Annotated in this window: 19 protein-coding genes; 18 read left to right on the forward strand and 1 reads right to left on the reverse strand. The window is 33.8% G+C overall.

Annotated features, from left to right (window positions below):
* Positions 1-242 precede the first annotated feature (242 nt).
* From gpmI to pruA, 12 genes are all read left to right on the forward strand, one after another.
* Positions 243-1,760, forward strand: coding sequence for a 2,3-bisphosphoglycerate-independent phosphoglycerate mutase (gene gpmI / locus LXH21_RS02910; RefSeq protein ID WP_239862614.1), 1,518 nt, complete (start codon positions 243-245; stop codon positions 1,758-1,760).
* 158 nt (positions 1,761-1,918) lie between these two features.
* On the forward strand, positions 1,919-2,593 hold the full coding sequence (locus LXH21_RS02915; protein WP_239862616.1) for a TetR/AcrR family transcriptional regulator: 675 nt from the start codon (positions 1,919-1,921) through the stop codon (positions 2,591-2,593).
* Between the two features lie 6 nt (positions 2,594-2,599).
* Positions 2,600-4,258, forward strand: a complete 1,659-nt coding sequence (locus tag LXH21_RS02920) for a peptidase domain-containing ABC transporter (protein ID WP_239862618.1) — start codon at positions 2,600-2,602, stop codon at positions 4,256-4,258.
* A 4-nt stretch (positions 4,259-4,262) separates the two neighbouring features.
* Entirely contained in the window at positions 4,263-5,618 is a 1,356-nt protein-coding gene (locus LXH21_RS02925) for an HlyD family secretion protein (protein ID WP_239862620.1), read from the forward strand.
* Entirely contained in the window at positions 5,618-7,027 is a 1,410-nt protein-coding gene (locus tag LXH21_RS02930; protein WP_239862621.1) for a TolC family protein, read from the forward strand. The genes LXH21_RS02925 and LXH21_RS02930 overlap by 1 nt, the downstream gene beginning before the upstream one ends.
* A 42-nt stretch (positions 7,028-7,069) precedes the next feature.
* Entirely contained in the window at positions 7,070-7,888 is an 819-nt protein-coding gene (gene map, locus LXH21_RS02935) for a type I methionyl aminopeptidase (protein WP_239862622.1), read from the forward strand.
* A gap of 129 nt (positions 7,889-8,017) precedes the next feature.
* Complete coding sequence (locus LXH21_RS02940) at positions 8,018-8,437, forward strand: GxxExxY protein (RefSeq protein WP_239862625.1); 420 nt, start codon at positions 8,018-8,020, stop codon at positions 8,435-8,437.
* A gap of 49 nt (positions 8,438-8,486) precedes the next feature.
* Entirely contained in the window at positions 8,487-9,251 is a 765-nt protein-coding gene (locus LXH21_RS02945) for a class I SAM-dependent methyltransferase (RefSeq protein WP_239862627.1), read from the forward strand.
* A 6-nt stretch (positions 9,252-9,257) separates the two neighbouring features.
* On the forward strand, positions 9,258-12,164 hold the full coding sequence (locus tag LXH21_RS02950; protein ID WP_239862629.1) for a DEAD/DEAH box helicase: 2,907 nt from the start codon (positions 9,258-9,260) through the stop codon (positions 12,162-12,164).
* Positions 12,165-12,341: 177 nt separating this feature from the next.
* Positions 12,342-13,592 carry a type IX secretion system plug protein gene (locus tag LXH21_RS02955; protein ID WP_239862630.1) on the forward strand — a complete coding sequence of 417 codons (1,251 nt, stop codon included), beginning with the start codon at positions 12,342-12,344 and terminating at the stop codon, positions 13,590-13,592.
* An 81-nt stretch (positions 13,593-13,673) separates the two neighbouring features.
* Positions 13,674-14,060 (forward strand): Co2+/Mg2+ efflux protein ApaG, encoded by a 387-nt coding sequence (gene apaG, locus LXH21_RS02960; RefSeq protein ID WP_239862631.1) that lies wholly within the window; start codon positions 13,674-13,676, stop codon positions 14,058-14,060.
* Positions 14,061-14,221: 161 nt separating this feature from the next.
* Complete coding sequence (pruA, locus tag LXH21_RS02965) at positions 14,222-15,850, forward strand: L-glutamate gamma-semialdehyde dehydrogenase (RefSeq protein WP_239862633.1); 1,629 nt, start codon at positions 14,222-14,224, stop codon at positions 15,848-15,850.
* A 135-nt stretch (positions 15,851-15,985) separates the two neighbouring features.
* Here the strand turns inward: pruA and rsmG are convergent, their stop codons facing one another.
* Positions 15,986-16,615, reverse strand: coding sequence for a 16S rRNA (guanine(527)-N(7))-methyltransferase RsmG (gene rsmG / locus LXH21_RS02970; RefSeq protein ID WP_239862635.1), 630 nt, complete (start codon positions 16,613-16,615; stop codon positions 15,986-15,988).
* A gap of 111 nt (positions 16,616-16,726) precedes the next feature.
* Between rsmG and LXH21_RS02975 the strand changes: the two genes are divergently transcribed.
* The 6 genes from LXH21_RS02975 (at position 16,727) to LXH21_RS03000 (ending at position 25,110) form a co-directional block, all read left to right on the forward strand.
* Positions 16,727-17,821 carry a fatty acid desaturase family protein gene (locus LXH21_RS02975; RefSeq protein WP_239862637.1) on the forward strand — a complete coding sequence of 365 codons (1,095 nt, stop codon included), beginning with the start codon at positions 16,727-16,729 and terminating at the stop codon, positions 17,819-17,821.
* A gap of 67 nt (positions 17,822-17,888) precedes the next feature.
* Entirely contained in the window at positions 17,889-19,079 is a 1,191-nt protein-coding gene (locus tag LXH21_RS02980; protein WP_239862638.1) for a pyridoxal phosphate-dependent aminotransferase, read from the forward strand.
* A 566-nt stretch (positions 19,080-19,645) separates the two neighbouring features.
* Positions 19,646-22,411 (forward strand): outer membrane beta-barrel protein, encoded by a 2,766-nt coding sequence (locus LXH21_RS02985; protein WP_239862641.1) that lies wholly within the window; start codon positions 19,646-19,648, stop codon positions 22,409-22,411.
* A gap of 38 nt (positions 22,412-22,449) precedes the next feature.
* Complete coding sequence (locus tag LXH21_RS02990) at positions 22,450-23,211, forward strand: GLPGLI family protein (RefSeq protein WP_239862642.1); 762 nt, start codon at positions 22,450-22,452, stop codon at positions 23,209-23,211.
* A 640-nt stretch (positions 23,212-23,851) separates the two neighbouring features.
* Positions 23,852-24,622 carry an SDR family NAD(P)-dependent oxidoreductase gene (locus tag LXH21_RS02995; RefSeq protein WP_239862644.1) on the forward strand — a complete coding sequence of 257 codons (771 nt, stop codon included), beginning with the start codon at positions 23,852-23,854 and terminating at the stop codon, positions 24,620-24,622.
* Positions 24,623-24,675: 53 nt separating this feature from the next.
* Positions 24,676-25,110, forward strand: coding sequence for an RbsD/FucU family protein (locus LXH21_RS03000; protein WP_239862646.1), 435 nt, complete (start codon positions 24,676-24,678; stop codon positions 25,108-25,110).
* Positions 25,111-25,343: the final 233 nt, after the last annotated feature.

Consider the following 25,343-nt stretch of genomic DNA (forward strand, 5'->3'; position numbering starts at 1 on the left):
TATTTCGAATAAAAATAAATTGTAATTACACGATTAAATTTATTTCTATTTAAAATTGGTCGTCCGACTTAATTACTTGGTTCAAGTAAAACTAAAGAAGTTTACCTTATTTAAGTTTCCATCTCTACTATCCACAATTGCATCTTTCTGATAATTTCTTTAAGAACCAAAACCTATAAATAATAGACAAACATCCCCTACTAAGTTTCTAAAAGTTTTATATTTGTATAAAACTTGACAAAATGAACAAAAAAGTAATTTTAATGATACTGGACGGATGGGGTAAATCACCGGATCCTAAAGTTTCTGCCATTGACAATGCTAATGTGCCTTACATTAACAACCTGTACAAAAACTATCCAAGTGCACAACTTAGAACTGACGGACTACATGTTGGTCTTCCAGAAGGACAAATGGGAAATAGCGAAGTAGGACACATGAATCTTGGAGCTGGTAGGATTGTATATCAAGATTTAGCTAAAATTAATTTAGCCGTAGCCAATAAAACATTAGCAAAAGAACAAGTATTAAAAGATGCTTTTCAGTATGCAAAAGAAAACAATAAAAAAGTTCACTTCCTAGGATTAGTATCTGACGGTGGTGTTCACTCACATACCTCACACTTACGTGGATTAATTGATGCAACGCAAGATTACGGGTTAGAAAAAGTATTTATACATGCTTTTACGGATGGTCGTGACGTAGATCCTAAATCTGGAGTACGATATATTCAAGACTTAGAGAATTACATCGCTGGTACCTCCGTTAAAATTGCTTCGATCATTGGGCGTTATTATGCTATGGATCGTGACAAACGTTGGGAACGAGTAAAATTAGCTTATGACTTAGTCGTGAACGGATTTGGCGCGAAGGCTGCTAATCCAGTAAAAGCGATGGAAGTGAGCTACCAGAATGACATAACTGATGAATTTGTCGCACCTGTAGTAATGGTAGATGCAGATGACAAACCTATCGCAACCATTGAGGAAGATGATGTTGTTATCTTTTTTAATTTTAGAACTGATAGAGGTCGCGAATTAACAGAAGCACTTTCGCAGCAAGATTTTCACGAGCAGAACATGCACAAGCTAAATTTATATTATGTTACACTGACTAATTATGACGAAACTTATACTAATGTAAAAGTGGTTTATAATAAAGACAACATTACTGAAACTCTTGGTGAAGTATTGGAGAAAGCTGGTAAAAAACAAATTAGAATTGCAGAAACAGAGAAGTACCCTCACGTAACGTTTTTCTTTTCTGGTGGTCGTGAAGAACCATTTGTTGGAGAAAGCAGAATATTAAAAAACTCACCTAAAGTCGCAACCTACGACTTGCAACCAGAAATGAGTGCCAACGAATTGACTGATGCGCTGATTCCTGAAATACAGAAAGGGGATGTTGATTTTGTATGTTTGAATTTTGCTAATGGCGATATGGTAGGACACACAGGAATTATGGCAGCAGCAATAGAAGCTTGTGAAGCGGTTGACAAGTGTGTTACACGCGTAATCGATGCGGCAATTGAAAATGATTATACCGTTCTAGTAATTGCTGATCACGGAAATTGTGAGACAATGATTAATCCTGACGGAAGTCCGAATACGGCTCACACTACAAACCCAGTACCTTTTATCTTGATTGATAAAGAAATAAAAATGGTGCATGATGGAGTACTTGGTGATATTGCACCAACGATTCTTGAATTAATGGGAGTTGAAAAACCGGCAGTAATGACACAGCACTCTTTGTTATAATATAAGATTTTATCTAAAAGCTACCTCAATCGGGTAGCTTTTTTTTTGCATACCAATAGGCGTGTACATAATAATTTTAAATATTATAACTTTTTCTTAATACTATAAAGTTGCTAATTGATAGTAATACTATTATATTTGCATAAATAACATTCATTATGCAGACACTATTATCAAATATAAAAATTAAGGTAAATGAGAAAATCTACGTTAAGGATCCTGAAACATCTGTTTTAGGAAAGAAAATTTTGCAGGAGAGTATTTTCTTGATAGACGAAATCGGATTTGACACTTTTACCTTTAAAAAGCTAGGTGAAAAAATAGGGTCAAATGAGAGTTCTATCTACCGTTATTTCGAAAACAAACATAAATTATTAGTATATTTATGTTCGTGGTATTGGAGTTGGATAGAGTATCAAATGGTATTTAAAATGATGAATATTGACGATCCTATGGAACGCTTAAAGCGAGCTATTACGGTGGTTACGCAAAAATCTGAAGAAGACAAGTCGATTCCACATATTAATGAAGCTATTTTAAACAAAATCATCATAGCAGAATTTACCAAAACATTGCATACCAAAGAAATTGATGATGAGAACAGAGAAGGTTTCTTCTTGATTTACAAAAGCGTTATCAACCGTATAGTGCAATTGATTATCGAAATTGACCCTAATTATCAATATCCAAAAAGTCTAGCCTCCTCAATTATTGAAGGAGCGCTACACCAGTGTTTTTTAAAAGATCATTTAAAGACCATTACTGATTGCAATGAGAAAATTTCACCAACCGATTTTTACCTCAACCTAATCCATATAACGTTAAGAAAATAACAACACATGAAACCATTAAAACGTTTTTATAACTTACTCGAATTAGACAAAAAAGATGTATACCAATTATTTTTTTACGGAATACTTTCGGGAGTAATCAGCTTATCTTTACCTCTTGGAATACAAGCTATAACCAATTTTATACAGTCAGGTAGAGCCAGTGCATCATGGATTGTGTTAATCATTATGGTTGTTTTTGGAGTTGCTTTGGTTGGAATTTTATCCTTGATGCAGCTGCGCATCATGGAGAATTTACAGCAAAAAATATTCATTCGATCCTCCTTTGAATTTGCCGTTAGATTGCCTAAAATAAAATTCGAAGAATACTACAATCACTATCCACCAGAACTTGCCAATCGGTTTTTTGATACTTTGACCATTCAAAAAGGGACTGCTAAATTATTAATTGGCTTTTCTGCCGCTATTCTACAGATTATATTTGGTATCATATTATTATCCTTATACCATAACTATTTCATTATTTTCGGAATGCTATTAATGCTCTTACTCTATTTTATCTTTAGATTCTCCTATAATTCAGGGCTAGATACGAGTATGAAAGAATCCAAATACAAATACAAAGTTGCCGGATGGCTGCAAGAAATAGCTCGTAACAATTTTAGTTTTAGAAATCAAATGCACCATGACTTTGCATTGGGGAAAAATGACTTTTTAGTTACTGAATATTTAAATAACAGAGAAAATCACTTCTCTGTAATCAAAACACAATTTAGCCAACTTATACTTTTTAAAATTATTATAACGGCCAGTTTACTTTCTATAGGTGGTTATTTGGTACTGTCACAAGAAATGAATATTGGCCAATTTGTTGCTGCAGAGATCATCATTTTATTAGTAATTACATCCGTGGAAAAGATAGTCTTGGGATTGGAAACTTTCTATGATGTATTGACATCAGTTGAAAAAATTGGGCAAATAACAGATATGTCTCTAGAAGAGCAATTTCCTATCGACTATGACAATTGCTACACCTCGATTGCCTTAGACATTGAAAAAGTAAGCTTCAAATTCCCTGATTCGAAAAGCATTATTTTAAATAATATTTCGCTTAAAATTGATCAAGGAGAACGCATTTTCATAAGTGGTGAAAATGGATCAGGAAAGACGACTTTAATGCGTATTTTATCTGGATTAATGCAACCTACAGAAGGTGCTATTTACATCAATGACGACAGTTTCAAAAAAGTAAACCTAAATCAATATCGCTCTCAAATTGAAAGCATCATTTATGGTGAAACCCCTTTTGATGGAACAGTGACTGAAAATATTACTTTTAAAAATGAATTGGTTAATAATGAAAACTTAAAGTGGGCTATCAAAGGAATGAAATTAGAACATTTTATAAAATCATTACCACAAGGATTGGAAACACCCATCTTCCCAGAGGGGAAACAATTATCTTCATCAAATGCACAAAAAATATTATTGGCCCGCAGTATTATCAGTAAACCAAAAATTTTATTCTACGAAGACCCTACCGATACAATGGATGAAAAAGTAGCCAACGAAATCATTGATTTTATAACTGCAGAAGAGCACAGTTGGACCATCATTGTTTCTTCAAAAAACGAATATTGGAAAACCAAGTGCAACAGACAGATCACGATGCAGAATGGACAAATTCTTTTAGACCAAAAAAAATAATAGTATGCTAAACATATCCGACAATAATAAACATACCATGGCGCATTTAGAGCGCTACAAAACGGTAAAAGGATTAGAAAAAAGGCCCCATTATAAAATTTTAAATAGAATCATTACTCTTGTTTCTATCATTGCTTTTATAACCTTGTTTTTCCCTTGGACACAGAACATTTCAGGAAAAGGAGCCGTAACTACATTAAAACCTAATCAACGACCACAATCCATACAAAGTGTAATTTCTGGCCGTATAGAAAAATGGTACGTACAAGAGGGCGATTTTGTAAAAAAGGGTGATACTATCCTCTTCATATCTGAAATCAAGGAAGATTACATGGATCCTAATTTAGTAGAAAACACTAAAAATCAGTTGGATGCAAAAAATCACGCTTTAGACTCCTATAGTTCTAAGTATGGCGCTTTGGCCAACCAAATTCAATCGATACAAACAGAAAGAGGTTTGAAAATTGAACAAGCAAATAATAAGTTAAAGCAAGCTCAATTTAAAATTAAGAGTGACTCAATTGACCTTGTTGCGGTTAAAACGCAATTGAAAATTGCCAACACGCAGTTTAACAGAGCGGTTCAATTGAATAATGAAGGCTTAAAGGCACTTACCGATGTGGAGGAAAAACGTCTTAAACAACAAGAAGTAGAAGCTAAAATCATTACCCAAGAAAACAAATTACTGACGACCAAAAATGAACTTCTTAATGCAAGGGTAGAATTAGGTCGAATTGATGCCGAATACAACGAGAAAGTAGCAAAGGCAGAAAGTGATCAATTTACAGCAAGAAGCAATCAATTTGATACCGAAGCACAAGTAAATAAATTAAAGAACCAGTACGCCAATTACAGTATTCGTAATGGCATGTACTATATTAAAGCAGCACAAAACGGTTATATTAACCGTGCTTTGCAGGCTGGAATTGGTGAAACAATCAAAGAAGGTACACCTATTGCTACTGTAATGCCATCTGAATACGATATTGCAGTAGAAACTTTTGTAAACCCATTGGATTTACCTCTGATATCAAAAGGAGCAAAAATAAGAATCTGGTTTGATGGTTGGCCTACAATTGTATTTTCAGGTTGGCCTGATATGTCTTATGGAACTTTTGGTGGTAGAATTGTTGCTGTTGAAAAATTCATCAGTGATAATGGTAAGTTTAGAGTATTAATTGCACCTGACACCGATGAAGATCCTTGGCCAAAACAATTAAGCATGGGTTCTGGAGCTCAGACTATTGCCTTACTTAATACGGTACCTGTTTGGTTTGAAATATGGAGAACCTTAAATGGCTTTCCTCCAGATTACTATGAAGCAAAACAAAGTACATCTAAATCTAAAGAGAAAAAATAATGAAATACAACTTTCTTTTTTTACTACTTTTTGTTTGGAACCTGCAGTCTCAAGCACTCCAAGATGAAAGGCAACTAGTTCCCAAAATGGAACTTTCTTTTAATGAGTACTTGGGTTATGTAAAAAAGTTTCATCCATTAGTAAAAACAGCTAATCTAGAAATTAACAAAGCACAAGCTAGTTTAATGGCAGCTCGAGGAGCATTCGATCCAAAAATAGGAGTAGATTTTGATAAAAAACAATTTAAGGATACTGAATATTACTCACTTCTAAACAGCAGCTTCAAAATTCCTACTTGGTATGGAATCGAAATTAAGGCTGGCTTTGAACAAAACCAAGGTTACTATTTGAATCCCGAACACACTGTTCCTTCGGCAGGATTAGCTTCTGTGGGGGTTTCAGTACCTCTTGGTCAAGGTTTGTTTATCAATCAGCGAATGGCCGATCTTCGTAAATCAAAAATGCAATTGCAACTGGGCCAAGCAGAACGTAAGTTGCAAGCTGTAGCAGTACTCTACGACGCATCTGTTGCTTATTTTAATTGGATAAAGAATTATGAAGAGTTCAAAATGTACAACCAGTATACTGCCAATGCCACTATTCGATACAAAGCAGTTCAATCATTGATAAAGCAAGGAGACAAACGAGCAATTGATAGCGTAGAAGCTGGTATCAGTTTAAAGAGTAGACGATTAAGTTTAGAAAATTCTAGATTAAAATTGATGAAAGCAAAGCTGGAATTATCTAATTATTTATGGTTGGATAATTTAATTCCAATGGAACTGACTGATGCGGTTTTTCCAGAGCAAAACATTCAAAACACAATTCAGGAAACTTTAAATACTAATGATTTATTAACGCAGGACTTCACTGTTGATAATCATCCGAAAATTAGTGCACTAGAGACCAAAATTAATATGCTTGAAGTAGATCGAAAATTGAAGGCAAACTTACTACTTCCAAAAATTGACGTTTCCTATTCTTATTTATCAGAACCGCAATATATTAATAGTTACAAATTCGAAAACTATAAAATTGGAGTTAATTTTGCTTATCCTATATTTTTAAGAAAAGAAAGAGGAGGTTTAAAACTAGCCGACTATAAAATCCAAGAAACTACCAACAGCCTTAATTTGGAGCGATTGCAACTTTCGAATAAAATAAAAGCGCAAAAAGAAGTCATCAGCTCATTAAACACACAATACTTTATAGCTAGTGATTTGGTGGGTAATTACCAAACAATGTTACAGTCGGAAGAGCGTTTGTTTACCTTTGGGGAAAGCTCATTATTTTTAATAAATAGTCGCGAAAGCAGTTTAATTACTGCTCAACTATCGGCTATTGCTTTGCAAAATGAATTTTACATCTCAAATTCCGAATTGTATAAAATCTTGGCAAACCCTGATTAAATCAATTAAAATTGTACTTTTGCCAACTCAAAATTTAGAACTATGATTATAGTAAAATCACGTGAAGAAATAGAATTGATGCGCGAAAGTGCCCTTATTGTATCAAAAACTTTAGGAATGCTTGCCTCTGAACTAAAAGAAGGTGTAACCACTTTGCAACTTGATAAACTTGCTGAAACATTTATTCGTGACCACGGAGCTGAACCGAGTTTCCTTGGTTTATACGGTTTCCCGAACTCGCTATGTATGAGCCCAAATGCTCAAGTAGTGCACGGAATTCCTAATACCACACCACTGGTGAGTGGAGACATTATCTCTATTGATTGTGGTGCTTTTAAAAATGGTTACCATGGAGACCATGCCTATACTTTTGAAATTGGTGAAGTAGCTCCAGAGACAAAAAAATTATTACAAGTCACCAAAGAGTCTTTGTACGTAGGTATTCGTGAATTTAAAGCCGGAAACCGAGTGGAAGACGTTGGAAACGCAATCCAAAAATACACAGAGTCACATGGATACGGAGTCGTTCGCGAACTCGTAGGACATGGTCTAGGACAAAAAATGCACGAAGATCCAGAGATGCCAAATTATGGTAAAAGAGGCCGTGGAAAGATGTTTGTAGAAGGAATGGTAATTGCTCTAGAGCCTATGATAAATCAAGGAACCAGAAACATTAAACAACTAAAAGACGGCTGGACAATTCTTACTGCTGACGGAAAACCAAGTGCTCATTTTGAACACGATATAGCGCTAGTAGACGGAAAACCAGAATTATTATCAACCTTTGCTTATGTGTACCAAGCATTGGGAATCGTGAGTAACGAAGAAGATGAATTCCGTAAAGTGCCGTTAACTTTATAAGATTTCACAGAGATTCACAGAGCAAGCTCAGAGATCCGCTAAGTTTTTTTAATTAAAATAATTATAACGCACAATTGAAAATGTAAAAAAAATTAGATTTTTATATTTTTCAAAAGGCAAATGGATGCTATGGAAGTGGAAAACGATAATTTCGAATTGGGCGAGGAATTAAATGCGCTTACATACAAGGTTATTGGACTAGCAATTGAAGTTCATCGTAATTTAGGACCTGGTTTGTTAGAATCTGCATATCAAGCTTGTTTACTTTATGAGTTAAAAAAAGCAGGCTTTAAAGTTGAAAAAGAAATACCACTTCCAATTAAGTATAAAGAAATAAAACTAGAACAAGGATACAGAATCGACCTATTAATTGAAAACAAATTAGTAATTGAATTAAAGACAGTTGAAGAATTTACTTCTGTACACTATGCTCAAATACTCACTTATTTAAAATTGGGAAATTATCCGTTAGGATTACTCATTAACTTTAATTCTAAAATATTAAAAAACAACATAAAACGATTCATAAATTCAAACAAGGAAGTATAATACTTTGCGAATCTCTGTGAATTCTTAGTGAATCTCTGTGTAACCACTTATGAAAAAACTTTTTAAACTCGTCCTCAATACTATCCCACGCCCCCTACTTATTCGTTTAAGTTATGTGGCGCGACCTATAATTGCATTTTCATTACGAGGGAACAAATTTACTGACCCTATTGATGGTAAAAGTTTTAAATCGATGTTGCCGTATGGGTACGAAACACAACGTAATAATGTGCTTTCGCCAAGTACTTTGTCATTAGAGAGGCATCGCTTATTATGGCTGTACCTAAATGAAGAAACAGATTTTTTTACAGCACCCCAAAAAGTGTTACACTTTGCGCCAGAACAAGCATTTTATAAGCTGTTTCGCAATCAAAAGAATTTAGACTATACCACTACCGATTTGTTTTCACCTTTGGCTGATGTAAAAGCAGATATTTGTGACCTGCCATTTGAGGACAATCAGTATGATGTGATACTTTGTAATCATGTATTGGAGCATATTCCTGATGATACTAAAGCAATGCAAGAACTGTATCGCGTTTTAAAACCCGGCGGAATGGCAATTTTGCAAATTCCTCAAGATTTAAATCGAGAAGTAACTTTTGCAGACGATACAATTACTGATCAGAAAGAGCGTGCCAAAATATTTGGACAATATGATCACGTACGAATCTATGGACGTGATTATTTCACAAAACTTCGCTCCATAGGATTTACAGTTATTGAAGAAGATTATACCCATAAAATCTCCCCTGATTTGGTAGCAAAATATTGTTTGGCCAAAGGCGAAGTAATTCCGGTTTGTTTCAAATAAATTATATTGGAGACACTATCAAAATACCCTTTTTGTTTTGATTTGAGTTGGGATATAAAGAGTAATTTTTATGTCCCAACGGCTTATGCCGTTTCCGAAGGTTTTCCTATTGGCTATTTAAGTAAGAAAGCAAGTGCAGAGGTATTGCATAGTTATGGAGTAGAACTCTCCTCTCTAACTAAAGACGCACAAAGAGCACTGTTTCTTTGTAATAGCCTACAATCCGAAGCATTGGCAGCCAAATTTAATTCAGGCAAAAATAAAAAAAGTCTTGAAGAACTATTTAAGGATGTAAAAGTGGCTGCTGGAATACAGCATTATCAGAAATTGCAATTAGCTGAGTTTCTTAAATTGGTAACTGCCAATAACTTCCCCATCAGCTTTTCTCTTAATAAAGACAAAGATTTCCAAAAAAGCAGAGTCAATACCCAAAATGGTTCTTTAAATATTAAAATTCATTTTCTTAAAACAGAGGATGGTATTGAGTATAATTTACAACTACAAGACAATCAAGAGTTATTTCACCCAGTAGACAAAAAGATATCGTTGCTTCTCGATGAGCCTGCTTGGTTAGTAGTCGAAAATGATTTAGTACAACTCAATGGAGTTGATTCAAAAAAGATCAAACCTTTTTTGACAAAAAAAACAATCGACATTCCTTCTAGAATGGTCACGGAATATTTTCAAAAATTCATAAAAGACATTGTTAAAAAAGTCGATGTCACAGCAGAAGGTTTTGATATAATTCAGAACAATCAAGTTACAGCTTGTCAACTGGACACCGTACACGATTTTTTTAAGAACTGTTACTACCTTAATTTACGATTTAACTACAATGGCTATTTTTTCGACAATACGAAGAAGAAAGATAATCATTCTGAAATTGATCTGGATAATCCAGAACAAATCAAGGTGATTCAGTACAAACGTAATTGGGATCACGAAGCCACTTTCGAACAAAAAATTATCGATTTAGGATTTGAAAAAACAGATAATGGTTTTTTCAGACTTTCTCTGAGTAATGGTGCTAGTACAGCTTATGACGCAATTGAATGGACATTGGAACATCAGGAGGAATTAAAATTATTAGGTTTTAAATTGGATCATTTTACTTTAGAAGGCAAATCAATTGTAACTCAAAAGCCTACTATCCTATTTTCTAATAAAATTCAAAATGATTGGTTTGACATCAAAATCACGATTCAGTGTGGCGCTTTTACTTTTAATTTTATCGAAATCATTCCTAATTTAAAGCAGAACAATCAAGTTTATACGTTGCCTGATGGTAATTGCTTTTTAATCCCGATGGAATGGATGATGCACTACTCACCTTTGGCGAAATTAGCTATAGTGATTAATGATATTATTCAACTGCCAAAGAATAATTATGCTATTCTTAATGCAATCCCAGAATTGCAATTGGACAGTATGACCAAAAATAAAAACGAGTTTGTTCTTTCGCCATTGGTAAAAGCTACGCTGCGCCCTTATCAAACCGAAGGTGTAAAATGGCTACTAGAACATTATCATAACGGCATGGGAGCTTGCCTCGCTGATGATATGGGACTAGGCAAAACAATTCAAACTTTATCTGCATTGGTTGCCGTGCAGGAACAGCTTGAAAATCAACAGCGCGAAGCAGAGCAGTTGGATTTATTTGGTAACAGTATTCCCCAAAGCAAAGAATATGTAAAAGTATTAGTAGTTCTCCCCTCTTCTTTGGTTTTTAATTGGTACAACGAAGCCCGCAAATTCACGCCACATTTGCGACGCATACAATATGTAGGTAATGATCGAAAATTAATAGCCAAAAAATTATCGCGATACGATTTGGTATTTACTAGTTATGCTATAGCATTGCGCGACATAGCCAATTTAGAAAAGCATCAATTTCGTTTTCTGATATTAGATGAAAGTCAATATATAAAAAATAAAAATTCCAAAATATTTAAAGCGATTAATCAAATTAAAGCAGCTAACCGTATTTCGTTAAGTGGTACTCCTATTGAAAATTCTCTTGATGATTTATGGTCGCAAATGGAATTTATTAACCCTGACATCCTAGGTAATTATTCATTTTTTGTACAAAATTACAAACTACCTATTGAGAAAAATCAAGATCAGATTGCTTTGGCCGAATTAAAAATGTTAATCAGTCCTTTTATCTTAAGAAGAACCAAAGAGCAAGTTCTAGATGATCTTCCCGAGTTAACTGAGCAGATTTACTATTGTGATATGGAAAAGGAACAGGAAAAATTGTATGAAGAAGAAAAGTCTAAAGCACGCAACGCACTCCTAAGAACAGATGGAACCAAAGTTGATAAGATTAACATCATAAATACCCTGATGCGTTTAAGACAGTTAAGCAACCATCCTAAGATGATCGACGCTAAATCTGATCTGGATTCGGGTAAGTACAATGCGGTAACCAATTACTTGACAACTTTAATTCAGTCCAAACAAAAAACGATTGTATTTAGCTCATTTGTTTCGAATTTAAGCTTTTATAAAGAATGGTGTATTGCAAATAAGGTCAAATTCTGTGAGCTTACAGGAGCCACCGACCAAAAATTCAGAGAGAGCATTGTAAACCGTTTTCAAGAGCAGGACGATATTTTGTTATTTTTCATATCATTAAAAGCTGGTGGTGTTGGTTTGAATATTACCAAAGCTTCCTATGTTTTATTTCTAGATCCGTGGTGGAACCCCTTTGCAGAAAAGCAGGGAATTGGTCGCGCACATCGAATTGGTCAACTTAATAAAGTAAACGTTGTACGTTTTATTACCAAAAACACTGTCGAAGAAAAAATTATACGGCTTCAAGAAACCAAAAAATTATTATCTGATTCTCTTTTGAATGACGATAGCATGAGTCCAGAAATTGAAAAGCATTTGAGTTATATCTTAGAATAATTGCTTCATTTTCTAAATAAAATTACTTGCAGAATGTGTTAAGTTTTGTGTTTTTCAACAATTGAAAGTTAGCGTCAAAGAAGCATTTCTTCAAACAAAAGCAATTTTGACAACAGTCAATCGTTATCTTAAAAGATTTTTAATTACTATATTTAGGCCATTAATTTCTACCAACAAATGAAAAAAATTTTTACAATAGCATTACTATCCGCCTTTCATTTTTTGTTTTCGCAAGAGGAGAAGGAAATAGCGCCACCTTTTAACATTAAAACAGTTTCATTTGTTCAAAATAATGCGAATATAGTACCCGTTTTAGAATTAGGCTCTGGCTTCCAACTGCAATTTGATGACTTATATGGTAATAATGCGGACTACTTTTACGAAATAGTACATTGCGACTACAATTGGATTCCATCTGAAATTCCGAAAAATGAATACCTAGCGGGAATCGACAGCCAGCGAATTCAAGACATTACAACCTCTTTTAATACTCTTCAGATTTATTCTCATTTTACACTTTCGATACCAAATCAATATACTACACAACTGAAAATAAGTGGAAACTATATTTTAAAAATATTAAATGAAAGTAGAGAGATGGTTTTCAGTAGAAAGTTTGTTCTTTATGAAGACTTAGCGACGATCCCTGTGCAAGTAAAAAGAGCGAGAACGATTGATAATTTAAATTTCAAACACAATTTAGATTTCTCAATAACTTCCAATGTTATTACATTTCAAAATCCTTTAAAAAATGTAAAAGTAGCCCTCTATCAAAATAATGATTTTAATAAGGCTATAAAAAATATTGCTCCTCAATACACAATGGGCAATAGTTTAATATACAAATACGATAGCGAAACGCAGTTTTGGGCTGGAAATGAATTTTTATATTTCGAAAACAAAAGCATTCGTTTCCCTGCTAATTATATTGCAAAAGTGGATAGCAGTACAGATATTTACAGTAGTCATTTGTATCCTAATAATGCTAGAGCAAACACTCCCTACACTTTATATCAAGATGTAAATGGTAATTTTGTAGTATTGAATGCCAATGCAGAAGACAGCACAATTGAGGCAGACTATTCTTGGATATACTTCACTCTTTCTGCACCTTCTTTCTACCTAAAAAAAGATGTTTATATAACAGGGATGTTCAATAATTATGTACTTGGCGAAGAATCAAAAATGGATTTTAACACTAAGAAAGGGGTGTATGAAAAAGCTATCCTAATCAAACAAGGATTTACCAACTATAAATACGTAGTAGCAGATAGCAATCATGTTATTGATTACGAGAATAGCATAGATGGAAACTTCTACCAGACTGAAAACGAATATACTATATTGGCTTATTATCGTGATAACACAGCGCGATATGAAAGAGTAATTGGGAGAGGAACAGCATCATCTACCAATATCGTTAATTAAAAAATAACATTTTTGAGAGGCCAAACTAAATCCTTTTTTCGTACTTTTGTTAATTACAACCTAACTATTTAATAGTTTATTATGGTAACGCAAATTACAAGAGGTATAAAAATTTCGGTTCTGACTAGTTTTGAAGGCACTTACTTCAAAAACTATAAGATCCATTTTGCATTTAGTTACCAAATTACTATTGAGAACCATAGTAAAGATTCAGTGCAACTTACTTCACGTCATTGGGAAATTTTTGATTCACTTAACGATCTAGAAACCGTGGACGGCGAAGGAATTATTGGAAAAAAACCTGTTTTAAAACCAGGAGAACAACACAGCTACAGCTCGGGTTGTTTGTTATCATCACCTTATGGTGCTATGCAAGGTTATTTCAATATGATAAACTTTAGTAATGCCAAAAACTTTAAAGTCTACATACCTACTTTTAAACTCTGCGCTCCTTTTGCATTAAATTAGAAAAACCCTAGTATTGGCTGTTATTCTTTAGCCAAATCCACTTCATATTAGTTTTATCTCCGTATTTTTGTTAGTAACGATCTGTCTTTTTGTTATCGAAAATCAAGATTCGTACATTTTTTAAAATAGCTGAAATTAACAATAGATAAAATAAAATTATTATGCTAAAAGGATTTTTTAAGACACCAAAAGCAGTCAACGAGCCCGTAAAAAGCTATGCTCCCAATTCACCAGAAAAGGCAGCTGTACAAGCAGCTTACACAAAAATGTGGAATTCTAAAATTGACGTTCCTTTATACATTGGAAGCGAAGAAATTAGAACAGGAAACACTAAAAACATGTCGGCTCCACATGACCACAAACATATAGTAGGAACTTACCACCTTGCAGAGAAAGCACATGTTGAAAAAGCAATTACAAACGCATTAGAATCTAGAAATGCTTGGGCAAATATGGCATGGGAACAACGTGCTGCTATTTTCCTAAAAGCAGCGGAATTGATCGCAGGACCATACAGAGCGAGAATTAATGCAGCCACGATGATTGCACAATCTAAAAATGTACACCAAGCAGAAATTGATGCTGCTTGTGAGTTAATTGACTTTTTGCGTTTTAACGTGGAATTTATGACGCAAATCTATGCTGATCAACCTACCTCTACATCAGATATGTGGAATCGATTAGAATACAGACCTCTTGAAGGATTTGTATATGCGATAACTCCATTTAATTTTACAGCAATTGCTGCCAATCTTCCGGCGAGTGCTGCTATGATGGGTAACGTTGTAGTATGGAAACCAAGTGACAGCCAAGTATTTTCGGCACAAATTATTATCGAAGTATTTAAAGAAGCAGGAGTACCTGATGGAGTCATCAATGTTGTCTTTGGAGATGCTCTAATGGTCACTGATACTGTTCTTGCAAGTCGTGATTTTTCAGGTTTGCACTTTACAGGTTCTACTCACGTATTTAAAGACATTTGGGCGAAAATAGGAACAAACATTCACCACTATAAAACCTACCCAAGAATCGTAGGAGAAACTGGTGGAAAAGATTTTATCATAGCACATTCAAGCGCTAACCCTAAACAAGTATCTACAGGAATTGTACGTGGTGCATTCGAATTTCAAGGCCAAAAATGTTCTGCAGCCTCTAGAGCTTATGTTCCAAAAAGTTTATGGCCTGCCATTAAAGAGCAAATTATCACTGATGTAAAATCAATGAAAATGGGTTCTCCAGAGGATTTCAGCAACTTTATTACTGCAGTAATTCATGAAGATTCATTTGATAAATTGGCTAGTTTTATTGACCAGGCAAAAAAAGACACTGACGCTGAAATTATTGTTGGAGGAAATTATGACAAATCAGTAGGATACTTTGTTGAGCCTACGGTAATTGTCACTACAAACCCACACTACTCTACAATGGAAACGGAATTGTTTGGGCCAGTTATGACTATCTACGTATATGAAGATGATAAATGGGAAGAAACACTTGAATTGGTTGATTCTACATCAGAATATGCTTTAACGGGAGCTGTCTTCAGTCAAGACCGTTATGCTGTTGAAGTAGCAACCATAAAACTACAAAACGCTGCTGGTAACTTTTACATCAATGACAAACCAACAGGTGCTGTTGTTGGTCAACAACCCTTTGGTGGGGCAAGAGCTTCAGGAACAAATGACAAAGCAGGATCCCCTTTGAACTTATTGCGCTGGGTTTCTCCTAGAACTATCAAAGAAACTTTTGTTACTCCAATTGATTACAGATACCCGTTTTTGGGAGAATAAGAATATTTTAAAGTTTGAAGGTATGAAAGACTTTAAAAATTTTAAAACCATAAAAAAGCCGAATCTAAAATTTTTAGATTCGGCTTTTTTGTTTTGAAGTTTTTATACTTTTTGGCTTTCAAACTTTATGACTTATTACACCACAAATTTCAAAGGTAAGTGTACCACTTTTTTGGTTTCAAAAAACTCCTCTTCAAAAATAGCTGCTAGGCTATACTCCGTAGCTTTAGGAAACGCGGCCAACTCTTCGGTCAAATCTCCTCCTTTTAAATATAGAATTCCGTTTTTTAACTCGTGTTTATGTTGTTTTTTAATTTTAGTCTTTACCCAAGAAACAAAATCAGGCATATTGGTCACAGCACGACTCACAATAAAATCAAAATCACCTTTGACGTTCTCTGCTCGCATTTGTTCTGCCTTAACATTTTTTAGCCCCAATGCTTCAGAAACGCCTTGAACTACTTTTATTTTCTTTGCAATAATATCAATCAAGTAGAATCGAGTTTCAGGAAACATAATAGCCAATGGAATTCCAGGAAAACCACCTCCAGTCCCTACATCAAGCACATAAGTGCCTGGTTCAAACTTCATAACTTTTGCAATTCCTAGTGAATGCAATACATGTTTAGTATAAAGTGAATCAATATCTTTTCTCGAAATTACATTAATTTTTTCGTTCCAATCATGGTATAAAAAATTCAATCTTTCGAATTGTTCTTTCTGAATATCCGTCAAATCAGGAAAATACTTCAAAATCTCGTCCATTATCTAATTTTTTAACAAAAGTACTATTTTTAAATCTTAAATATTAAGTGATTTCCGCAAATTGAAAATTTTAATAATTACCTTTGCAGACTATTAGAACCTAATCTATTTATGAATTCGAATGCACCGACTTTTCAAAGACATGATGCTTTAAAATTTTTTAAAGTTTTAAACTCGCGCGTTAATGAATATTTCAAGGAAAACAATATTAAAAAAACAGGAAACTGGACATTATATATCAAGACAGCTATAATGTTCTCGCTGTTATTTGTGCCTTATTTTGTAATTCTCCTATTGCCTACCATGCCTTTTGGTTTACATCTCTTATTAAGTTTTGTCATGGGTGTCGGAATGGCTGGAGTGGGAATGAACGTAATGCACGATGGGAATCACGGCTCCTATTCTTCAAAACCTTGGCTCAACAAAATCATGGGAGGGAGTATTTACATCCTTGCTGGAAATGTCTACAACTGGCAAGTTCAACATAATGTATTACACCATACGTACACCAATATACCTGGACACGATGAAGATCTAGAAGCAGGACGTATTATTCGTTTTACCAAACATGCAAAATGGTACAGCTTCCATAGATTTCAGCAATATTACGCTTTATTTGCTTACGGCTTGTTGACCATCAACTGGTGCTTGACAACCGATTTCAAACAAATGAGAGCGTATTTGAAAAGGAAACTTTCTTATGGAGGACCTTCTAATCCAAAAAAATTATGGACTGGATTGGTTATTTCAAAAATTATCTATTTTTCATTTTGGTTGGTGATTCCTATCCTTCTTTTGAGTTGGTGGAAAGTTTTAATTGGTTTTTGCATCATGCATTATACTGCAGGTTTAATTTTGAGTGTTGTATTTCAATTGGCCCACGTTGTTGAGGAAACAGAAAACCCTACTCCGAATGAACTGAACGAAATGGACAATACTTGGGCGATACATCAGTTGTACACTACGACAAATTTTGCGCCAAAAAACTGGTTAGTAAATTATTATACTGGTGGATTAAACCATCAAATAGAACATCATTTATATCCGCACATCAGTCATGTACATTATGGTAAAATTGCCGAATATGTCAAACAAACTGCAAGCGAATGTAATCTGCCTTATTTTGAATACAAGACCATGTTTAGTGCCGTAATTGCACATATTAAACATTTAAAAGATTTAGGCGTTCAACCCGAAACAACATAACAAAAAAATTTAATCATTAACCGTTTTGATTTCTTTATCGAAATTAAAGCCTTTTAAATCAACTTTAATGAACCATATTCTTTCAGACAGAATTAACAATTTGGCTACTTCGCAAACATTGGCAATGGCAGCATTGGCTCGCGAATTAAAAGCACAAGGAAAAGACATTATCAGTTTAAGTTTAGGAGAACCTGACTTTAATACACCTGATTTTATCAAAGAAGCGGCAAAAAAAGCAATTGATGACAATTACAGTACGTACTCTCCAGTAGATGGTTACGGTGATTTGAAAGATGCTATTTGCAGAAAATTCAAAAGAGATAATGACTTAGAGTACAAGCCAGCAAATATCGTTGTATCTACTGGGGCAAAACAATCATTGTACAACATTGCGCAAGTAATGTTAAATGATGGTGACGAAGTTATTTTACCTGCACCTTACTGGGTTTCCTATTTTGAAATCGTAAAATTATCAGGTGGTGTACCGGTTGAAGTTCCTACTTCTATCGAGACTGATTTCAAAATGACACCTGCACAATTAGAGGCAGCTATCACACCAAAAACAAAAATGATGTGGTTCTCTTCACCATGCAACCCATCAGGATCTGTATACAACCGTGAAGAATTAACGGCATTAGCTGAAGTTTTGGCAAAATACCCAAATATTTACGTTGTATCTGATGAGATATACGAACACATTAACTTCTCTGGAACTTTTTGCAGTATTGCATCTATCCCAGGAATGTTCGACAAAACTATAACTGTAAACGGAGTTGCAAAAGCATTTGCAATGACAGGATACCGTATTGGATACATTGGAGCACCTGAATTTATTGCAAAAGCATGTACAAAAATTCAAGGTCAAGTAACTTCTGGAGCCAATTCTCCAGCACAAATTGCTACAATCACTGCTGTAGACGCAGATCCATCTGTATTGAAACACATGGTTGACGCGTTCCATAGCCGTAGAGATTTGGTTGTTGGATTATTAAGAGAAATCCCTGGAGTAAAAATCAACGTTCCCGAAGGAGCATTTTACGTATTTCCAGATGTTTCGTCTTTCTTCGGAAAAACATTAAAGGGAACTGAGATTAAAAATGCAATGGATTTATCTATGTATCTTTTGGCTGAAGCAAACGTTGCAACTGTAACAGGTGATGCTTTTGGAAACCCAGATTGTATCCGTTTCTCATATGCAACAAGCGATGCGATTTTAAAAGAAGCTTTAAAAAGAATTAAAGATGCTTTGGCTCTATAGTCCAAACCTCTTTTTATATTATTTGCCTCAAGGAAACTTGGGGCATTTTTTTTATCAGACTATACTTTTCAATGATATGGGCGTGCCCCGCAAAAAAACGGGTCGGGCTATTCGCTACAATCTTTTTCTCATTCCGCTATCGCTACATGATAAAAAGGATTTTCGCTGCTATCCCTCACGCAAAACTCCCCAAATATCTCAATATTTTCCCCATTTCACACTGCTAATAAAATTTTCCTATTTAGCAACTTAGCGCATAAAGCCAAAGTTTCTATAATTCGCAACTATTTAAATACAATTTTTGAACTTCTAAATTTGCTACTTTTTTATTGTTTCAAAAAACAAAAAAATTCTATGAGAAAATTAGTTAATTAAAGGCACTATATACTGCAAATTATTGACATACTTTACCTTAACTATAAATTAGATTATTAAAACATAATTAGATTAACAATAATTTAGCATTTATTAACAAATATAATATTATTTTCGACTTCAAAAATGAAAGTTTTTTCAGTCGATCGACTATCGCTTATTTATTATTTAACTAGATAAAGGAATTGCTTATGTCAAAAAATTTAATAATACCTCTTCTTTTATTTTTACTTTCGACCTCAGCATTTTCTCAAACAACCAATCTTTCTGGGCTTTTAATCGACAATAGCAAAAAAAACCCTGTATACAATTCTGTAGTGGCATTGTTGTCCCCTACTGATTCCATTTTATATCGATTTACTAGAACAGATAAAGAAGGAAAATTCGATTTGAAAAACTTAAAAAAAGGAAACTATATATTGATGACATCAAATAATCAATATGCTGATTATTTGGAGGAAATCGAAATCACATCATCTGATAAAAAATTAGGTACTATTTCATTATTGAGCAAAATAGAACTGTTAAGAGAAGTCGTTATTAAAACAGGTTCTATAAGAATTAAAGGCGACACCACGAGTTATAGAGCGAGTGATTTTGCAGTAAGCGCAAATGCTAATGTCGAAGAATTATTGAAAAAACTACCTGGAATACAAGTCGATAAAAATGGAACCATAAAAGCTATGGGGGAAACTGTGCAAAAAGTTTTGGTGGATGGAGAAGAATTTTTTGGTGATGATCCAGGTATGGCAGTTAAAAATTTAAGAGCAGATGCAGTTAAAGAGGTACAGGTTTTTGACAAGAAAAGTGATCAAGCGGAGTTTACAGGAATTGATGATGGTCAAAGCAAAAAAACCATTAACCTAAAGCTAAAAGAAGATAAAAAGAAAGGATACTTTGGTAAAATAGATGCCGCAAACCAACCCTTTGCCGATGCAGATTCCAGATACAATACCAATCTTATGCTTAGTAGTTTTAAGGGTAAAAGAAAACTCTCAGCTTTTTTATTAAATGGAAACACAGGTCAAGATGGGCTGAGCTGGCAGGATAAAGATAAATTTGGAGGAGCAAATGAAAATTATAGTATGAGTATGGATGCCGATGGAAATGTAGAATATGAATGGGCAGGCAGTAATAATGATGAAGAGCCTAATGTGAATACTCAGAACGGTTTTATAAAAAACACTAATGCCGGATTACAATACAGCAATAAGTGGAATGAAAAACAATCTTTGAATTTAACTCCAAAATACAACAATCAAATTTACACTAACAATAGTACTAGAAAAACACAAACACAAGTTGGAGAGAGCCAGTTGAATGAAAATACGTCTCAAACAAGCAATATAAACCGTTCTAATTATAAATTAAACGCAACTTATGATATAAAATTGGATACATTAAATAGTTTAAAAATTACGACTAGAACAAATTTTTATACAACTGCAAGCAACGAATCGACAAATGGAATTACTACAGGAGAAGACGAAATCTTAAAAAACAAACAAGAAAAAACCATTACTACAGATTCAGACAAAACAGCTTTGGCCGCCAGTATATTATTTAAACATAAATTTGCCAAAGCCCGACGTACATTTTCAGCAAATGGTAGTTGGAGTAGTTTGAATACCAATTCAAATAATTATTTAAAGTCTAATAATAAAAGTTATGTGGGTGGAGTTTTTGATAGTAGAACTGATATTGACCAAAACAAAATAGGCGATAATTCTGTTCAAAACGCGGCTATTAATATTACGTATTCTGAACCTCTTGCTAAGAATTTTGCATTGCAGTTTGCGTATCAATTGACATTAAATAAAGGAGAAAACGATTATTTTACTTATGACTACTCTAAAATCACAGAAAAATATGATGTTCTTGTTAGTTCATTATCAAACCAGTTCAATCAGACTATAACTACTAATAAACCAAGTATTCAACTGAATTACAATGCTAAGAAAATCAATTATAGTTTTGGAAGTGGTTTTGGTTTTACTTCATTTGATCTAGAAGACCAAACTTTAAATAATGTGTACAAACGTAGTTACACCAACTTTTTCCCATCTGCAAATTTTAATTTTAAATACAAAAGCAATAGCAATTTGCGTATTAACTATCAAGGTGCAACGAGACAGCCTACTTTAAATCAACTGCAGCCTTTGCGTAATAACCAAGATTTTTTTAATCAGGTATTAGGAAATCCAGACTTAAAACAGTCCTTCACAAACAGCATTCGAATAAGTAACAATAGTTATAGCATTCTGTCTGAATCACATTTTTATCAAAGTATTTTTTTAAGATCTACATCCAATCAAATTTCATATAATAGAGATATAGACCCCGAAAGTGCCCAAACAATTTCCACACCTATTAATACAAATGGTAATTTTGTTGGGAATATTTACTTTGGGTATGGAATGAAATTAAAAAAATTAGACATGCGTTTTAGTTTCAATCCTAATTTAAATTACACTAAATCTGTTAATAGTATCAATAACCAAATAAACGATTCGAGAACATTAAATTCAGGTATAAATGTTTATTTAAATAAATCAAAAGAAAAGAAATACGATATTACATTAAATAATAATTTTTCGAATAATAGAAATACAACTTCACAAAATGATGAAATAAAATCATTTAACACCAACAATTTAGGATTAGACATAGGATTTTACCTGACCGCAAAATGGAAATTATCGTCCGATTATAATTTATACACTAGGCAGAAAACAGTTGATTTTCAAGACAACCTTACTAATCAATTATGGAATGCAAGACTGGAACGCACATTCAAAAAAGATGAATTTACTGCCTATTTAATGGTGCGAGATATTTTGAATCAAAATATAGGTATTAATCGATTTGTTTACGGAAATACTATTGGAGAAGAACAAAATGATAGGCTCAAAAGATATGCGATGATAGGTTTTAGCTGGAATTTTAAAAACAAATAATGCTGAAAACTATCTCTAAAATTAAAAAACAACTACTCATGAAAGCACTATTTTTTATAGTAACAATACTTGTTTTTACAAATACATTAATAGCACAGGAATTTGTAAACAAAGCTGTTATTGAATATGAAGTAAATACAAATCTAAAAAAAATGATGAGTAGTAACAGTTGGGATGAGCAGATGAAAGAAAACATTTCTGACCTGAAAATATCATATTACACCTTTACTTTTGCGAACAACAAAAGCATTTTTAAATTTGATAGATGGAGCCCTAAAACAAGAATTCCAAAACAGATGAAAGTAGTTGACGAAGAAAATGTATGGTACTATGATTTTGATTCCAACAAAATGATTATGCAAAAGCAAATCGTAGGAACGAATTTCGTAATTGCCGACAGTATTAGTACTATCCAGTGGCAAATCACAAATGAACACCGTGAAATTGCAGGTTACAACTGCAGGAAAGCAATTGGTAAAATAATGAATGATGTGTATGTATTCGCATTTTACACTGATGACATTGTAATTTCTGGGGGTCCATGTTCTATAAATGGATTACCGGGCATGATTTTAGGCTTGACAATTCCTCGCTTACATACCTCATTTATTGCTACAAAAGTAGACACATCCTTAAAAAACGCAGCTGAAATAAAACCTATCACCGCAAAAAAAAACTATTCTTTTATAACTTTAAAAACAGAAATAGAGGGAAAAACCAAAGATTGGTTTAATTACGGTCAAGATAAAGAGGAAAACGAAAGGCAAAAAAATATTTTCTTATGGAGTTCTTTTTTATAAAAGCCATATTTCCTCTAGTTCTAAACACTATTAATACCATCATTACATTTGACAGTTAATTTTATCATTCATCACTTTATATGGGCTGTATCATTATTGTTTGTGTTTTATCTGAATAGAAAGAACAGCTCGTATGTTATTGCTAACTAACCTAATCAATTTATATAAACTTAATCGCGTAATAAAAAAAGTCCAGGCTTTCGCACGCGTCTTGCTCGCTAACATAGTTTTTAAAAAAGCACAATTTATAGATGCATGAAACATTCATTCCTATCGCATGCTTATAAGGAATGAATTTACATTTTTAAATTATTTTAGAGTTAACATAAGATTTATTCCTACATATAGTATAGGAACATTCCGTAATATTGATCGAAAAAAAGATATTTACAAATCGCTCAAATCCCACAATAATTATAAAACACACAACACCACGATCACTGCTAGCCCTTCGTGCTTTAAGCTTCTAGCTAATGCAAAAAAGACTATATTGTTATACAGTAGAAAATTAATTGCAAATACACCCTACCGTTTTCAAACATATTTCAATCATAATAGTATATTTGTTCGACCGGAATTGGTTAACCACAACAGAAACCGGATATTAAAACGCTATTAAACAACGTAACAAACGAACATTATGAAGGATAACAATAAATTAGTTGGGAAAAATGTATTGATAACTGCTGGCGCGCAAGGAATTGGCGAAGCCATTACAAAGCATTTTATTGATAGTGGCGCAAACGTAGCCATACACTATTTCTCGAATGCAGAAACAGCCAACAAATCGGCAGAATATGCAACAAGCAAAGGACAGAAAGCAATCGCTATAAGCGGTGATTTAACAAAGGAAGAGGATGCAAATGCAATGGTTGAAAAAACAATTGCAGCATTTGGTGGTTTGGATATCCTGATTAATAATGCTGGTTCGCTTGTTGCTCGTAAGTTGTTAAACGAAATGGAGACTGAATTTTGGCACAAAGTAATGGATATCAATTTGACTTCTATGATGTTTGTAACAAGAGCCGCAGCTCCTCATCTAGGTAAAAACGAAAGCAGCAGTATTGTTAATCTTGCGTCACTTGCAGGACGTAAAGGTGGGCACCCAGGCTCACTTGTTTACTCAACTAGCAAAGGTGCAATTTTAACCTTTACAAGAGCACTCTCTTCAGAATTAGGACCCCAAGGAACAAGGGTTAATGCGGTTGCGCCAGGACTTATCCTAGGAACATCCTTTCATAATACACATACATCAAAAGAATCTGCAGATGCTACAACAGCTGGAATCCCTATCCAACGTGCAGGTAATGCTGATGATGTTGCCAGAGCTGTCTTGTATTTAGCATCAGAGTACGATGGTTTTATTACTGGCGCTACATTAGACATTAATGGAGGAGTTTACAATATGTAACTCCCCTGATAAAGAGAATCCATACTTTTATTAATTTTTGAAAAAGAAATAATATGCTTAAAACTCCAGTTATACATCCAACAATTATGGAAGCCTTGGCACGTTCGGGTCACTTTGCTCAAGTAGTTATTGCTGACGGAAACTTACCAGTAGGTGCCATGACAGGTCCCAACTCGACAACTGTACATCTCAACTTTCGACCAGGTCTCTTGGATGCAGTCACTGTTCTAGAAGGAATTTTAGAAGTTTGTCCTGTACAAGGTGCTATTGTAATGGAAAAGCCTGCCGAAGCAAATGCTGACATTCACAAAACCTATAAAGAATTACTAGGAGACGTTACTTGGGACGAAATGGAACGATGGGCATTTTACGACAAAATTAGAGAACCTGCTACCACCTTAATTATTCAAACAGGGGAACAACGTCGTTTTGCAAATTTAATTTTAATAGTTGGCGTTGTAAAAATGGCCGAAGAAGCTGGCTTTTAATTTTGCAGTTTATAATTTAGATTAGTTATTGTAATTATTATATCAATAAAAATTTGCCGTATCAATGTGATTGTTATCATAATGGTGCGGCATTTTTAGTTCTACTCTTCTACCTTCAATTAACCTCCACGTGTGTAAAGTTTAAAATTGAATAAATTATTTTAAATTCAAATGAATACTTTTGAATTTTACCAACCAGTTAAAAATAAAAAGCGCTAGCTGTCTTTGCGCTG

The organism is Flavobacterium algicola (assembly GCF_022399565.1).
GTDB classification, from domain to species: Bacteria; Bacteroidota; Bacteroidia; order Flavobacteriales; family Flavobacteriaceae; genus Flavobacterium; species Flavobacterium algicola.

Excerpts from the sequence above, each read along its gene's own strand:
- rsmG (WP_239862635.1), bottom strand. The coding sequence starts at position 16,615 with ATGGACGAGATTTTGAAGTATTTTCCTGATTTGACGGATATTCAGAAA.
- LXH21_RS02990 (WP_239862642.1), top strand. The coding sequence starts at position 22,450 with ATGAAAGCACTATTTTTTATAGTAACAATACTTGTTTTTACAAATACA.
- LXH21_RS02925 (WP_239862620.1), top strand. The coding sequence starts at position 4,263 with ATGCTAAACATATCCGACAATAATAAACATACCATGGCGCATTTAGAG.
- LXH21_RS02920 (WP_239862618.1), top strand. The coding sequence starts at position 2,600 with ATGAAACCATTAAAACGTTTTTATAACTTACTCGAATTAGACAAAAAA.
- gpmI (WP_239862614.1), top strand. The coding sequence starts at position 243 with ATGAACAAAAAAGTAATTTTAATGATACTGGACGGATGGGGTAAATCA.
- LXH21_RS02975 (WP_239862637.1), top strand. The coding sequence starts at position 16,727 with ATGAATTCGAATGCACCGACTTTTCAAAGACATGATGCTTTAAAATTT.
- LXH21_RS02955 (WP_239862630.1), top strand. The coding sequence starts at position 12,342 with ATGAAAAAAATTTTTACAATAGCATTACTATCCGCCTTTCATTTTTTG.
- LXH21_RS02980 (WP_239862638.1), top strand. The coding sequence starts at position 17,889 with ATGAACCATATTCTTTCAGACAGAATTAACAATTTGGCTACTTCGCAA.
- LXH21_RS02995 (WP_239862644.1), top strand. The coding sequence starts at position 23,852 with ATGAAGGATAACAATAAATTAGTTGGGAAAAATGTATTGATAACTGCT.
- LXH21_RS02930 (WP_239862621.1), top strand. The coding sequence starts at position 5,618 with ATGAAATACAACTTTCTTTTTTTACTACTTTTTGTTTGGAACCTGCAG.
- LXH21_RS03000 (WP_239862646.1), top strand. The coding sequence starts at position 24,676 with ATGCTTAAAACTCCAGTTATACATCCAACAATTATGGAAGCCTTGGCA.
- LXH21_RS02915 (WP_239862616.1), top strand. The coding sequence starts at position 1,919 with ATGCAGACACTATTATCAAATATAAAAATTAAGGTAAATGAGAAAATC.
- apaG (WP_239862631.1), top strand. The coding sequence starts at position 13,674 with ATGGTAACGCAAATTACAAGAGGTATAAAAATTTCGGTTCTGACTAGT.
- LXH21_RS02945 (WP_239862627.1), top strand. The coding sequence starts at position 8,487 with ATGAAAAAACTTTTTAAACTCGTCCTCAATACTATCCCACGCCCCCTA.
- map (WP_239862622.1), top strand. The coding sequence starts at position 7,070 with ATGATTATAGTAAAATCACGTGAAGAAATAGAATTGATGCGCGAAAGT.
- pruA (WP_239862633.1), top strand. The coding sequence starts at position 14,222 with ATGCTAAAAGGATTTTTTAAGACACCAAAAGCAGTCAACGAGCCCGTA.
- LXH21_RS02985 (WP_239862641.1), top strand. The coding sequence starts at position 19,646 with ATGTCAAAAAATTTAATAATACCTCTTCTTTTATTTTTACTTTCGACC.
- LXH21_RS02940 (WP_239862625.1), top strand. The coding sequence starts at position 8,018 with ATGGAAGTGGAAAACGATAATTTCGAATTGGGCGAGGAATTAAATGCG.